We start from the raw sequence: 13,250 nt of genomic DNA, 5'->3' as shown, positions 1-13,250 counted from the left end.
GGAGACACTTCATGATCCACAGCATGACCGGTTTCGCGGCACAGACGCGGGACCTGGGGCCAGTGAGCCTGCATATCGAACTGCGCAGCGTCAATTCGCGCTACCTCGATCTGTTCTTCCGCATCGGCGACGAACTGCGCCAGGCCGAGCCGGCGCTGCGCGAGCGGATCACGGCGAAACTCACGCGCGGCAAGGTCGAATGCCGTCTCACCCTGCAGGCGAACGGCACCGCCCCGCGCAGCCTCGCGCTGAACACCGCGCTGCTCGACCAGCTGCGCGACGCCGAACAGCTCGTGCGCGAACGCCTGCCGCAGGCCGGCTGCCTGTCCGTCAATGAAGTGCTGCGCTGGCCCGGCATGCTCGCTGACGACGGTGTGAGCTTCGAGCAGCTGCAGCCGGCGTTGATCGAACTCGCGCAGGCCGCGCTCGACGAACTCGCCGCGACGCGCCGCCGCGAGGGCGACAAGCTCGCCGCGATGATCCGCGAGCGGCTCGCCCGCCTGCGCGAACTGGTCGCCCAGGCCGAGCCGCGCGTGCCGGTTATCGTCGCCGAATACCAGGAACGCCTGGCGACGCGGCTGCGCGACGCGGTCGCGTCGCTCGACGAGGACCGCATCCGCCAGGAAGTCGCGCTGTTCGCCCACCGCATCGACGTCGCCGAGGAGCTGTCGCGCCTCAGTACGCATCTCGACGAAGTCGAACGCATCCTCGCCGCAGGCGGGGCCGCGGGAAAACGGCTCGACTTCCTGATGCAGGAGCTGAACCGCGAAGCAAACACCCTGGCCTCGAAATCCGCCGCCACCGACGTCACCGGCATCGCGATGGAAATGAAAGTGCTGATCGAGCAGATGCGGGAGCAGGTGCAAAATATTGAATGACGTTTTGCACCGTCTCAGCACGTTGCAATAATCGATGAAACCCGCGCCGTTAGCGGGTTTTGTTGTATCGGGCAACATCACGTCGTATCATCCCCTCGTAAGAAAAGTGTGCACCCAAGCGTGCACCCAAAGCCATCCGAGCCCAAAATTTTGGGTGCACACTTATGGCAGAGTCATGGGCAAGCTATCTGACATACAGATCCGCAACTGGATCAAGGCCGGTGAACGCTTCGAGCAGCGTGCGGACGGGGGTGGGCTGTACCTGCGGTTCCGGGCTGCCGATGCTGTGCCGGCCTGGCAGTTCCGCTACCGCTTCGCCGGCAAACAGCGGGTCATGCTGATCGGCAACTATGCGAACCTGTCCCTTGCCGATGCGCGCAAGGAAGCGAAGCGCCTGTCTGCACACGTCGCACTCGGGGCTGACGTGGCCGGCGACAAGCAGGCCCGCAAGGCCGAAGCCGCCGCCAGAATGGAAGCCGCTGCGCGCGCGGTAACGGTTGCCGACCTGGCGGACGATTATTTCGAACGGATGATTGCCGGCCGGTGGAAGCACCCGAACATCGTCCGCAGCCGGATCGAGAAAGACATCAAGCCCGCCATCGGCAAGCTGACGGTGGACGCGGTGAAGCCGGCAGACATTGACGCGATGCTGCAGAAGGTGGTCAAGCGGGGCGCTCCGACCGTCGCGAACGATGTGCTGCGCTGGGTGCGGCGCATATTCGATTTCGCCATCAAGCGGCACCTGTGCGAGCACAACCCGGCGGGCGCGTTCGACCTGGCGGACGCCGGGGGCAAAGAAGAGGCGCGCGAGCGGGCGCTATCCCGCGGCGAGCTGGCGACGTTCTTCAAGGCCATGCAGGAGGCCAAGGGGTTCAGCGTTGAAAACGAACTGGCGGTAAAGCTCCTGCTGCTGCTCACGGTGCGCAAACAGGAGCTGACTGCGGCACGGTGGGAAGAATTCGACCTGGATGCGGCCGTGTGGCACCTGCCCGGCGAGCGCACGAAAACGGGGGCTGCAATCTCGATCCCGTTCCCCGCGGTGGCCGTGGAATGGCTTCGCCAGTTGCACCGGCTGGCCTGCGGATCGGACTACCTCTTCCCGGCGCGCAAGATGCAACACCGGATGATTCCGCACATTCACGAAAACACGCTGAATGTCGCGCTCGCCAAGATCAGGCACGGGCTGGAGCCCTTCACGATTCACGACCTGCGGCGCACGGCGAGAACTCACCTCGCCGGGCTGGGAGTGCTGCCGCACGTCGCCGAGAAGGTGCTGAATCACAAGCTCAAGGGCGTCGAAGGCCGGTATGACCGATACGACTATTTCGAGGAACGCAAAGCGGCCCTGAACCAGTGGGCGGCGCTGCTGGTGCAGCTCGAACAAGGCGGCGCCGATGTGATTCCGATCCATGAGAAACGCGGCGCCGCAGGGGTGCGCCGCTCGACCTGAAGGACATTCGAGCAGCACGCCGCGCCTAGATCGGCCAATCGAAAACGGGGGCACCTTCACCCTGCTGGCGCGGCACCTTTACCGAAGGTGTGCGAGAGAAGGGCGCAACCCAGACATGAACGAAACCGAACGCCGCAAACTGTGGTTCGAAGCCCGTGCCGCCCTTCGCCTGGGGGGCGACTATCCAGACTGGCCGGACAGGCTGGCGTTGCTAGTCATTGCACGCTTGCATGATCCAAAGGCCTGGGGCGGCATGCTTGCCTTCCTCGAAGCTGCAGCCGAAGCCGGTCGCCTGCCGACGGAAACAATTGAATGGCAGACGCAGCGGCCGGCCCGACGGGTTTCCCGCAGCTCATACTTGAGTTACAGCGCCGCTCTGCAACAGAGGATGTCCGCACCCCCAATCACGCACCAGGTGCGCAATGCCGGCGTTGCCGATGTAGCGGGCGCAGTGGAAGACATGGAGATCGGGCGCTTCTTGGCTGCCTGGATTGCGCCTTACCGAACGGCGACCGCGGTGCACCAGGAAGAGGGACAGAATCGTCGACGCAAGTCTCCGCAAAAAAAGAAGTGCGATTTTGTAGCTGAAGTGGTGGGACGCATTCGCGATTTCCACGCCGAGCGCGACAAGCCATTCGACAGCGAAGAAATGCCGGGCGATGCGGGAGACCTCCTTTGGCTGATGAAAAGGCTATACCCGAAGCAGTTTGAAGAAATGGAGGGGAAGACGTTTCAGGACCATTACCGGGGGGTGTGCTCCTGGCATCGCGCCGCCGGCCATCAGGAGGGAGCAAAAAGCCTGTACCTGGAAATTTTCCCGAAGGCGAAATCCTCGCTCGCTGGCGTCGTGCCGATTCGCAAGTAACTGGCTTTCAATGACTCTTGATCCTGGGGGATCCTGGATCCGGTATCCCCCGGTATCTGCACGTTGAAAATGTGTGATTAATGTTCGTGCCGTCTGAACCAACCAGGACGGCACAACATGAATCTCCGCGTTATCACTCGACCCCGGCAACTCGACACGGCCGAAGCCGCTGCAGTACTCCGAGTTCGCCCCCAAACGCTGCGCCGCGCCCTTTGTCTGAAGGGCGAATATATGGGGCTGCGTCCGACAAAGCTGCCGAACGGCCGCCTTCTTTGGGACGCCGCAGCCCTTGACCGGCTGACCACGCCGCAGGGACTGGAGGCCGGGAAATGAAACCGTGCCTTTCTTCGGCGCCGGTCCCCGACGCGCTCCGCAATTTCGATTCCCTTCCCGATGCCGGGTTCGTACGGCTTCCCGTCGTCGCTGCCCTCTTCGCCTGCTCTCCAGCAACTGTCTGGCGACGTGCGGGGAAGAGCCTGCCAGCTCCCCGAAAACTGTCGGAAAAGGTCACAGCCTGGCGCGTGGGCGATCTCCGCAAGGCCCTTCGCGGGGAGGCATGGCAATGAGCCCGGCGCCCCTATTCCGCGACACCCCGGCCCGGCTGATCGAGCGTTGGCGGCACGTCCTTCGGTTCCGAATCGGGATGAACGATTCCGCCAGTCTCGACCAGCTCCCGCATGCCGAGGACTTCCCGAAGGAATACCCCGCGACCGACGACATCGCCCCGTGGGCGCTGCGGGAAGTGCTGGGGGTCGCTTGCCTGAAGCTGTATCGGCCTTGGGGCGATGACGGCGGCGCGCACATCGTGATCGATGGTGCTGGGGGCTGGCTGCTGGACCTCGCATCGATCGGCTATGCGATGCACGAGGCGCACCTTGCTCCGCTCGGGCGAGTCCTTGAAATGGCCCTGTGCGCGCCCCATCGCCTGCCCGTGCTGCTGGCTCGCATCGATGCACTGGGCAATGACGATCTGCACCGCATGGCGATGGCGGCCGTTCAGGGCCTGCCGGTGCCGGATGTATTCGAGGAGCTGATGGGATGATCGACACTTCCGCAGCTCTCGCCAAGTTCCGCCAGGCGGCCGAAGCCCGCGGCCTATTCTTGCCCGACCGCATCGACGCGGACGGCAAGTTGCACCGCTGCGACGTGACGGGCGGTGCGAAAGGGAAGAAGGACGGCGCCTATCTGCTGCACCTGGACGGCGTGCCCGCGGGCGGATTCGAGAATCATCGTGACGGGCTCGGCTGGGAGACCTGGAAAGCCGATATCGGCCGCCGCCTGACCCCGGAAGAGGAAGCCGCGCAGCGCCGCATCATCGAGGCGCAGCAGGCCGAACGCGAGGCCGAAGCCAAAGCGAAGCGTGACAAGGCGCGCAAGCGGGCGCACGGGCTGTGGAACAGCGCCAAGCCTGCACCCGAGGATCATCCGTACCTCGTGCGCAAGGGTGTTGCGCCCTGGGGGCTGCGCGTCGGATCGTGGCCGAAGTGGACGCAGGGCCGGGACGGCGCCTGGGAGGAAAGCCGCATTCCCGGCGTGCTGCTGGTGCCGATGCGTAGCGCATCGGGCACGCTGCACAGCCTGCAGGCGATCTATGCCGAGAAGGTCGACGGCCGCGACAAAGACTTCCTGCCGCACGGCGAGAAGACCGGCAAGTTCCATCTGATCGGGGGGCTTGCCGAAGGTCTGCCGCTGTGCGTCGCGGAAGGGTTCGCGACGGGGGCGAGCATTCACCAGGCGACCGGCTGGCCGGTGGCGATCGCCTTCGACGCCGGCAACCTGGTCGAAGTCGCGCCTGCGTTGCGCGCCGCGTATCCCGAGGTGGTGCTGATCGTCTGCGCCGATGACGACGCCTTCGGCCACTGCATGGCCTGCAAAGCCCCGGTAAGGGTCTCGGACGGGGTTGTATGCCCCGCCTGTGGCAAGGATCACCGCTGCGGCAATGCGGGCCGCCTGCGGGCTGTAGAAGCGGCACAGGCGGCGCGCGGCGTGGTGGCGGTGCCGGAGTTCATGGACCCGGCCGGACGCTGGCAGGGCTACCAGGAGAGCGGCAAGGCGCCGACGGACTTCAACGATCTGGCGACGAGTGCTGCGCCCGGTGAAGGCCTGGAGGCCGTGCGGCGCATCCTGCATGCTGCGTTCGCGTCGGTATCGGCCGTCCCGGAGCCGGTGCCGTGCGACGCCCCGGAGCCGGCGGCCGCGGACAGTGAGGCTGTGTTGCCGCAGCCCGCAGCCAACGAGCCGAAACCCGCCAAGCGCACCAGGGCGAGCCGCGGCAGCAAGCCGAAGGCCGTGCAGGCGTCTGCACAGCAGGGCGAGAAATTGGCTATGTCACCGTTAGCTGTGGAACCCTCCCGTGGCGGTCGGGCTCTTACCTCTGAGAGCGAAACCGCGCGGGGTGCCCCATGAAAGCTCATGAATTTGAACGGTGGATCGAGCAGCTGCGGGCGTTGACCCGGCGGCAGCGCGAACAGGTGAAAGCGTTGCTGGCAAAAGACGATGACGGGGCGCGGTGCAGCACGCTGATCGAATCCCGCCTGGGTGGGGACGGGGGCTGTCCCCACTGTGGGGCGAAGAGTTTGTATCGGCACGGCCTCGCGGGCGGGCTGCAACGTTACCGGTGCAGAAGTTGCCACAAGACGTTCAACGCTCTCACCGGCACGCCATTGGCGAGGTTGCGTAAAAGGGAGAAATGGTTGGCTTACGGCCAGGCGATGCTCGATTCGCTGACGGTGCGCAAAGCGGCAGCGGTGCTTGGCGTGCACCGGAACACGACTTTTCGTTGGCGCCATCGCTTCCTCACGTGGGCGAAGAACGACCGCCCGGCACATCTGCAAGGTATTACCGAAGCGGACGAAACGTATCTCCTCGAGTCGGACAAAGGCAGTCGCCGACTGGCTCGCAAGCCGCGCAAACGCGGCGGCGCTGCAACCCAGCGCGGCCTCTCCAACGAGCAGGTCTGCGTTCTCGTCGCCCGCGATCGCACGGGGCAGACCCTCGATTTCGTCACCGGCAAGGGGCAGATCACCAAGGCTCAACTCAAGACGGTTCTGCCGCCCGTTCTTGATCCGGATGCGCTGTTGGTGAGTGACGGGAATCCGACCTATCGCTACTTCGCGCTCGATACCGGACTCTCCCATGAGGCGGTCAATTTGAGCGCCGGCATCCGGGTCCGGGGCGCCTACCACGTCCAGAACGTCAATGCTTACCACAGCCGTCTCCACGCCTGGCTCGGCATCTTCCATGGTGTCGCCACAAAGTACCTCCCAAACTACTTGGGCTGGCGCCGCGCCTTGGATGCTCAGCGTATTCGCTCCCCGGATACCCTGCTGGCAGCCGCATTGGGGCAATTTCAACAGCGAACGGTGACATAGCCGAGAAATTCGAGCTGCGGGACGGCCCCGAAGGGCGCGGCGTGTATCGGGTCAGAGTCGAGAAGCGTGGCGAACGCTGGGACGAGGTGGAGCAGTTCGTGTGCGCCCCGCTGGAGATCACGCACATGGTGCGCGACCCGAAAGGCGAGAACTGGCAGCGCCTGGCGACGTTCGCCGACCATGATTTCCGCACGCGCCGGGTGCTGGTGCCCGATGACATGCTCGAAGGCGACGGATTGGCAATCGCCCGGCTGCTTCGCGGGCGGGGGCTTTTCATCGGCGACAGCAAGAGCGGACTGCTCAAGATGTACGTGAACCGCTGCCGCCCCGATGCCCGTGCACGCCTCACGCCTCGCATCGGATGGCATGAAGACTGCGACCAGGCGGGCCGCTGGTCATTCGTTCTCGGCGGCGATCACGATCCCATCGCGCCCGCCGGGGCGGAGCTGTGGCTTCACGCGGCACAAGGCGCCGGGCATGCCCAGTTCAAGGCGGCCGGCACGCTGGCTGATTGGCGGGACAACGTGGCCGCGCTGGCGTCAGGCAATTCGCGGCTTACCTTCGCCCTGTCGGCGGCCTTTGCGGGTGGCCTGTGCTGGCTGCACCCGAACGTTTCCGGGGGCTTCCACTGGGCCGGAGGTTCGAGTCTGGGCAAGTCGGCATTGCTGTATGCGGCGGCGAGCACATGCGGGCCGCCCGCTTACCGCCGTACCTGGCTGCTCACGTCGACGGCGATCGAAGGCGTTGCAGCCGGGCATTGCGATGCGCCGCTGCTGCTCGACGAGCTGAAGCAGGCCGGCAACCCGCGCGATGTGGCTCAAGCCGCGTACATGCTCACCAGCGGGCAGGGCAAGGGACGCGGGCAGGCGGCCGGCGGTCTGCGCGAGACCGCACAGTTCAGCCTGCTGTTCCAGAGCAATGGCGAAATCGGCCTGACGCAGTTCCTGGAAGAGAACCAGGAGCGCGCCTATGCCGGGCAGGAAGTACGCTTCTGCGAGCTGCCTGCCGATGCTGGCGCCGGCTTCGGAGCGTGGGAGGTGACTCACGGCCACGCGGACGGCGCGCGCTTCTCCGAGTCCCTGCAACGGGCGGCAGCGCGCCATTACGGCACGGCTTACCCGGAGTTCGTCCGCCGCGTCATCGAGTGCCGCGACGCGATGCCGACGGAGTTCGAAACCCTGCGCGCCAACTTCGAACGCCACGCCCTGACCAAGAAGGCGGGCGGGCAGGCGATCCGCGCCGCGACCCGCTTTGCTGCGGTCGCCTATGCGGGCGAGAAGGCTACGGAGTGGGGCATAACGGGCTGGCAGCAGGGTGCCGCCGTGAAGGCCGCGGTGCGCCTGTTCCGGGACTGGCTGGAGGCCTTCGGCGGCGAGGAGAACCGCGAGCCGCGCAAGATGGTGGCGCAGGTGCAGGCGTGGATTCAAGCGCACGCCGGCACGCGCCTGGAGGATTGGCGCCGCCCCAGCGTGTCCGATTCGCACGCGCCGCGGACGATGAACCGGGCGGGCTGGCGCCGCCCCACGGCGGAAACGGCTGCGCTGAACGAAAAGGATCACGTCTTCGAGTACCTGATCTATCCGCAGGCGTTCAAGGAGGAGTTGTGCGCCGGGTTCGATCCGGCTCAGGTGGTGAAGGAACTGGCCGCGCGCGGGTTGCTGGAGCGGGGGGACGGACGGCACATGACGACGAGGGTACGCGAACACGGCTCCAAGGGAAGTAGCCGCCTCTATCTGCTGTCGCCGGCGATCCTGAGTGGGACGGATGACGATGATTGATTGGGCCGGCTTGGTTGCGGGCGCCCTGGAATCCGGCTGTTCCCACGCGGTTTGTGGGAACAAACCGGTGGATGTGGGAACAGATTCTTGCTCGCAACCATTTGAAAATAAAGGAATCGTCCAATCCTGTTCCCACATTCCCACATTTCCCACAACTTTTGAACAAGGTCAGGACCGAACACGTTGTAACGTCCCTCGTGTGCCGGGGGGTGGGGAGGTTGCGAAGGGCTCTGCGCCAGAAATGAAAGATGCTGCGCGCGGGTGTGCGAGTTGCGTTCATCGGCGGCGACTTGGCCTCGCTAACGGCTACTGCGGGGGCGGGCGGGACGATCTGCCGCCGGCCTATGGGGCAGGGCATCCGCTGCGCCAGCTTCCCGGCGACCAGGGCGCAGGGTGCGGCGCCTGGGAGCTGGCCTGGCATGCGGTCATTCCTTCCCGGTCCGGGTAGCGCAGGGGTACGACTCGCGCCGGAGGGCGGGGGCCCCTATGGCGTTTTTTGCATACGGGTGGATGAACTCGCGTGCGCTCTCTACTTGAGAAGCATTATCAGGGGGTCATAATCATAAGGGGGCTGTTCCCGCGCCGGGAACGGGTCCTTCCTGGCCCTTTCTGGTCGCACGGGTGGCCAACACCGCAGGCAATTTGCAGACGACCGCGCACAAGGGGGGTTGCTGCTGCTGCTCGGGCTTAGGGCTGGCTCATGTTTTGATGTGGGGGCAGTGGGAACAGTGGGAACACTTCTCTAACTCTCAGTATCCATGCGGCTTTGCGGCCTGCCTGGCTGTTCCCACTTAGTAAAAGTGAAGTGGGAATAGTGGGAACAATCGAGGCTTTCCGGCCCTTGCCTGCGCAGTCTGGTGCACAACACTCACCCCCCGGCTTGTGCGGTCTGGAGGGCAGGGCGCTTTCTCCCGATTTCCCGGTCAATGAAGGGGACGGCCTATGTAGGGGAATGCGTCTTGAGCCAGTCCTTCAAGGCGGCGTTCATGCGCGTCTGCCAGCCCTTGCCGGTCGCCTTGAACGCTTCCACGATATCGGCGTCATAGCGCACGGTCAGGGCGACCTTGGGGCTCTCGATCTTGGGGCGGCCGCGCCCGAGCGCCTGAGTGAAGGCCGCCTTTGCTTGTTCGAGCGTGACCGGCTGGCCGCCAATCATCGGCGTTGCCTTCTCGAAAAACTCGTCGGTCAGCTCCGGCGCGTCGTCCGGATCAACCCATTCTGTGGGCGTAGCGTGCTTGTTCGCGTTCATTGGCTTTCCTCATGCTGATGATGCGGCGTGCCTCGCCGCTTCTTACGGTTGAACTCGACTTCCATGGGATTTAGCGTAGTTACGCTAAAGCGGCAACGCAAGAGATTTTTGTAACTACGCGGTTGATGCTCCGCCTCTGTGCGCCTGTTCGGTCTGCAATGCGGCAGGCATGGATTCGTGCACACGTCTGCACACGCCCGCGCCGCCCCTTTCGCCTTCGCCTGGCTTGACACTGTCGACCCGTGCCCGGCATGATCCGCACCGTCAGCCCTCAAACGCCCATCAAGCGGAGAGGGCTGACGGCAAGACCGGGTTTGACAGCTCGGAAAACCAAGGCGGACGCATCCGCCACCCTGGCGGATTTTTTACGTCCACCGCATGTGTTGCTCCGTCTATGGCGGGCGCTGCGGGGAGGGCTCACGCCCTGGCGGTCCCTTGGTTCCGCTCTGTCAACCCCGTATGCGCCCGTCGCCCCCGTTTGACAGCGGGAAGCGGGATTCAAACCGCAAACCAAGGAGCATCAGCCATGCGAAGCACCGCAACGGGCACGCACGCCCACACCCGAATTCCCCCGTTTCACCCCGGCCCGTGGCGTCGCCTCGGCCATCGCCTCATCGTCGCCGCTCATGGCGCCGAACTGCCCGTCTGCGAAGTCCTGCCGGGCGGGGTCGGCATCGAGCAAGCCGACGCGAACCAGCGCCTGCTCGTCGCCGCGCCCGAACTGTTCGCCGTGCTGGCTGCGATCGTGGCGGACTACGACGACAGCACCCAGCCCGGCCCTAAGACGATGGGGCAAGCCCGCGCCGCCCTCCAGCTCGCGCAGGAGGGTCGGAAATGAGCGCGAAGACCGATACGCCGCTGCTTACTGCCGCCTGGAATGCCGTGAGCACCGCCCACAACGCCACGAACCTGGCGTATAGCTGCTTTGCGGACCTCGCGACGCTATTCCATGCGATCGCTGATGCGTCTGACGAACACTCACAGGCCGCGAAGCTCGCGAAGATCGGCCTTTATCTCGCCGAAGACTGGGCCAACCTGCACGACTGCGAGCGCGAGACTCTGGAAGAGCGATTCACCGTATTGCGGGCTGCCCTGGGCCTGTCGCCCATCAACGGCGAGGGGGACGCGAAATGAGCGCCCCTGACCTGGTGGAAGTCGGCGACACGATCGTCATTGGAACCGCGCGGCATGGGCTCGCGCTGGAGGCGGCGTGGGAGATTGAAGAGCTATGCAATGCGCTTTGCTCGACGGTCGGACCCAGCGCCGGCCCCGCGCGCTTGGTTGTGCGCGGGCTGTCGGCGCGGATTCGCGACCTTGCCTGCGCGGTGATGTCCGCATTGGGCGATGACATCGAAGAGACCGCGAAGATTGCGAATCACGTGCGGATCGCCCTTCCTGAGACAGGGGGCGAAGCATGAAAACCGCCCTCATCCTCGCTGTGCTGTTCGCGTCCTTCGCCTTGGTCGGCACGATCGACTATGAAACGGCCGTTGCCCGTACAGGGCAGTCCTCCGGCGCTGCCCCGACGCTTGCCGCATGGGGCACGCCATGAGCGCCTCGCGATCGAGTTCGCCCCTGTCGGTCTGGCGGTGCTCGCCGGGCCGGCGCCTGCCCGCCTATGCCCGCGAACTGGCCAACGCCCGTGCGCGCGGCCTGGTGCCCGCCAATCGCCAGGTGCGGGTCTATCTCGATCACTGGCCCACGCGCCGCCGCTGCGCCTCGACCCTCGGGCCGGCGATCTGCTGCCCGATCGACGCGCGGCCGCATCTGCTCGACTGGCGTTACCTGGCGGCCCTCGACGTGCTCGCCGTCGTCCGCCCTGGTGCCGATGAGGGGCGCGTGCGGGCGTTGCTCCGGGAGCTGATCGCCGCACGGCCAAAGCGGCTGATCCTGCTGCGGCCCGGCGGCACCCCGGCGGCTGAATTCATCGTGAGTGCCGCACGCGGCGTGGAGGTGTGGCCATGAAGGCGACGCCCTACGAGCCTGCCCGCAGCGACGAGCGCGCCGCCCTGGCCCCGGCCTTGGGCGATCCGCGCACGTGGCCCGTGTCCGCCTGGCCCGATCCCCACCCCCTTCCCGAAGGCCTGCCGCCTGTCGCCCCGTTCGATTACGCCATGCTCCCCGAGCGCCTGCGCCCCTGGGTGCGGGATGTCTCCGAGCGTATGCAGTGCCCGCCGGACTTCGTCGCGGTGCCGATGGTGACTGCGGCCGGCAACCTGATCGGCCGGCGCTGTGCGATCCGGCCGCAGGCGATGAGCGATTGGCAGGAATTCCCCAATCTGTGGGGCTGCATCGTGGGGCGGCCGGGGATGATGAAAAGCCCCGCCATGATGGCCGCCCTCGCCCCGGTGGTGCGCCTCGAAGCCCGTGCCCTGGATGAGTGGCAGGGGGCGCAAGCGACGTGGCGGGCAGAGGCGGAGATCGCGAAGGCACGGGCGGATGCCCGCCGGGCCGAAGCGACCAAGACGCTACGGAAGAACCCGAACGCCCTGGTGGACGTGGCCAGCTTCACCAGCCCCGACGCCGACGAGGCGCCGATCCTGCGCCGCTACACCGTCGCCTCGGCAACGGTCGAAGCCCTCGCCGAAAAGCTGATCGAGAACCCCCGCGGCCTGCTCGTGGTCCGCGACGAGCTGCCCGGCTGGCTCGCCGGCCTCGACCGGGAAGACGCGGCCGAACTGCGCGCCTTCCTGATGACCGGATGGAACGGCAAGGATGGCTGGACGTTCGACCGCATCGGCCGCGGTCATCGGCGCGTGCCTGCGGTGTGCCTGGGGGTGATTGGCGGTGCCCAGCCCGGCCCCCTGGGGGAATACCTGCGCGCCGCCATGCGGGGCGGTGCGTCCGACGACGGCATGCTGGCCCGCTTCGGCCTGCTGGTATGGCCCGAGACCGGCGGCGCGTGGAAGAACGTCGACCGCTACCCGGACGGTCCCGCGAAGGCCGCAGCGTTCGCCGTCTTTGACGATCTGGACGCACTCGACCCGCTGGCCCGCGGCGCCGAGCTGGAGGCCGCCGACGCGCCGCCCTTCCTGCGCTTCGACGCCGAAGCCCTGGAAGCCTTCACGGACTGGCGAACGCACTTCGAAGCGGGCTTGCGCACGGGCGATCTATTCCCCGCCCTCGAATCCCATCTGGCCAAGTATCGGAAGCTCGTCCCTGCCCTGGCCCTCACCTTCCATCTGGCGGACGGGCACACCGGCCCGGTGGGCTTCGCCTCGGCTCTGCGCGCGCTGCACTGGGGCGCCTACCTGCAGACGCACGCGCGCCGTTGCTACGGCGTGGCTCAGTCGTGCGATGCCGACACAGCCCAGCGCCTCCTCGCGCGGATCGCGAAAGGCGATCTGCCACGGGAGGGGTTCGGGAGCCGGGACGTGTGGCGGCCGGGGTGGTCGGGCCTGGCCGATCAGAAGCGGGTCGCCGATGCGCTGGCGCTGCTCGTCGAGCTGGGGCACCTGGAGGCGTGGCAGGAACCGACTCGCGGGCGAGTCAAGACCCTGTACGTGTCGAACCCGAAGGCCTTGCCGCCGGAGTTGCCGACGCACTGAGCCGGAAAATTTTCCCCCATATACGCCGGGGACCGTACTGCCAAAACTGCCAAAAGGGCTTTTGGCAGTTTTGGCAGTGACCCTCCGGGCGGATAGGGGGAGAAATTCGGA

At 66.1% G+C, this 13,250-nt stretch carries 15 protein-coding genes; 14 read left to right on the top strand and 1 reads right to left on the bottom strand.

The window, feature by feature from the left end; genetic code table 11:
* Window positions 1-11: 11 nt before the first annotated feature.
* From GO606_RS10910 to GO606_RS10875, 8 genes are all read left to right on the top strand, one after another.
* Window positions 12-878: a YicC/YloC family endoribonuclease gene (locus GO606_RS10910; RefSeq protein ID WP_169119357.1), complete on the top strand. Its 867-nt coding sequence runs from the start codon at window positions 12-14 to the stop codon at window positions 876-878.
* A 34-nt stretch (window positions 879-912) separates the two neighbouring features.
* On the top strand, window positions 913-2,328 hold the full coding sequence (locus tag GO606_RS10905) for a tyrosine-type recombinase/integrase (protein WP_246979489.1): 1,416 nt from the start codon (window positions 913-915) through the stop codon (window positions 2,326-2,328).
* A gap of 115 nt (window positions 2,329-2,443) precedes the next feature.
* Window positions 2,444-3,193 (top strand): hypothetical protein, encoded by a 750-nt coding sequence (locus GO606_RS10900; RefSeq protein WP_169119356.1) that lies wholly within the window; start codon window positions 2,444-2,446, stop codon window positions 3,191-3,193.
* A gap of 117 nt (window positions 3,194-3,310) precedes the next feature.
* Window positions 3,311-3,526, top strand: a complete 216-nt coding sequence (locus tag GO606_RS10895) for a DNA-binding protein (protein ID WP_169119355.1) — start codon at window positions 3,311-3,313, stop codon at window positions 3,524-3,526.
* Window positions 3,527-3,836: 310 nt separating this feature from the next.
* Window positions 3,837-4,235, top strand: a complete 399-nt coding sequence (locus GO606_RS10890; RefSeq protein WP_246979488.1) for a hypothetical protein — start codon at window positions 3,837-3,839, stop codon at window positions 4,233-4,235.
* Entirely contained in the window at window positions 4,232-5,599 is a 1,368-nt protein-coding gene (locus tag GO606_RS10885) for a toprim domain-containing protein (protein WP_169119353.1), read from the top strand. The genes GO606_RS10890 and GO606_RS10885 overlap by 4 nt, the downstream gene beginning before the upstream one ends.
* Window positions 5,596-6,564, top strand: coding sequence for an IS1595 family transposase (locus GO606_RS10880; protein ID WP_246979431.1), 969 nt, complete (start codon window positions 5,596-5,598; stop codon window positions 6,562-6,564). Before GO606_RS10885 ends, GO606_RS10880 begins: the two co-directional genes overlap by 4 nt.
* 41 nt (window positions 6,565-6,605) lie before the next feature.
* Window positions 6,606-8,342, top strand: a complete 1,737-nt coding sequence (locus GO606_RS10875; protein WP_169120778.1) for a DUF927 domain-containing protein — start codon at window positions 6,606-6,608, stop codon at window positions 8,340-8,342.
* 940 nt (window positions 8,343-9,282) lie between these two features.
* On the opposite strand, the gene GO606_RS10870 is transcribed toward GO606_RS10875, so the two are convergent.
* Complete coding sequence (locus GO606_RS10870; protein WP_169120776.1) at window positions 9,283-9,591, bottom strand: BrnA antitoxin family protein; 309 nt, start codon at window positions 9,589-9,591, stop codon at window positions 9,283-9,285.
* A gap of 526 nt (window positions 9,592-10,117) precedes the next feature.
* On the opposite strand from GO606_RS10870, the gene GO606_RS10865 reads away from it, so the two are divergent.
* Genes GO606_RS10865 through GO606_RS10840 form a run of 6 tightly spaced genes read left to right on the top strand, consistent with a single transcriptional unit; the run spans window position 10,118 to window position 13,139 of the window.
* Complete coding sequence (locus GO606_RS10865; protein WP_246979486.1) at window positions 10,118-10,429, top strand: hypothetical protein; 312 nt, start codon at window positions 10,118-10,120, stop codon at window positions 10,427-10,429.
* Entirely contained in the window at window positions 10,426-10,725 is a 300-nt protein-coding gene (locus GO606_RS10860; protein WP_169120547.1) for a hypothetical protein, read from the top strand. The genes GO606_RS10865 and GO606_RS10860 overlap by 4 nt, the downstream gene beginning before the upstream one ends.
* Window positions 10,722-11,009 carry a hypothetical protein gene (locus tag GO606_RS10855; RefSeq protein WP_169120545.1) on the top strand — a complete coding sequence of 96 codons (288 nt, stop codon included), beginning with the start codon at window positions 10,722-10,724 and terminating at the stop codon, window positions 11,007-11,009. The genes GO606_RS10860 and GO606_RS10855 overlap by 4 nt, the downstream gene beginning before the upstream one ends.
* On the top strand, window positions 11,006-11,143 hold the full coding sequence (locus GO606_RS10850) for a hypothetical protein (protein ID WP_169120543.1): 138 nt from the start codon (window positions 11,006-11,008) through the stop codon (window positions 11,141-11,143). The genes GO606_RS10855 and GO606_RS10850 overlap by 4 nt, the downstream gene beginning before the upstream one ends.
* The gene (locus GO606_RS10845; protein ID WP_169120541.1) at window positions 11,140-11,556 is read left to right on the top strand and encodes a hypothetical protein; all 417 of its coding nucleotides are present in this window, start codon (window positions 11,140-11,142) and stop codon (window positions 11,554-11,556) included. The genes GO606_RS10850 and GO606_RS10845 overlap by 4 nt, the downstream gene beginning before the upstream one ends.
* Window positions 11,553-13,139 (top strand): YfjI family protein, encoded by a 1,587-nt coding sequence (locus tag GO606_RS10840; protein WP_169120539.1) that lies wholly within the window; start codon window positions 11,553-11,555, stop codon window positions 13,137-13,139. Before GO606_RS10845 ends, GO606_RS10840 begins: the two co-directional genes overlap by 4 nt.
* The last annotated feature ends 111 nt before the right edge of the window (window positions 13,140-13,250 follow it).

Source organism: Aromatoleum anaerobium (assembly GCF_012910705.2).
GTDB lineage: Bacteria > Pseudomonadota > Gammaproteobacteria > Burkholderiales > Rhodocyclaceae > Aromatoleum > Aromatoleum anaerobium.
This window is presented reverse-complemented; position numbering and strand designations above follow the sequence as displayed.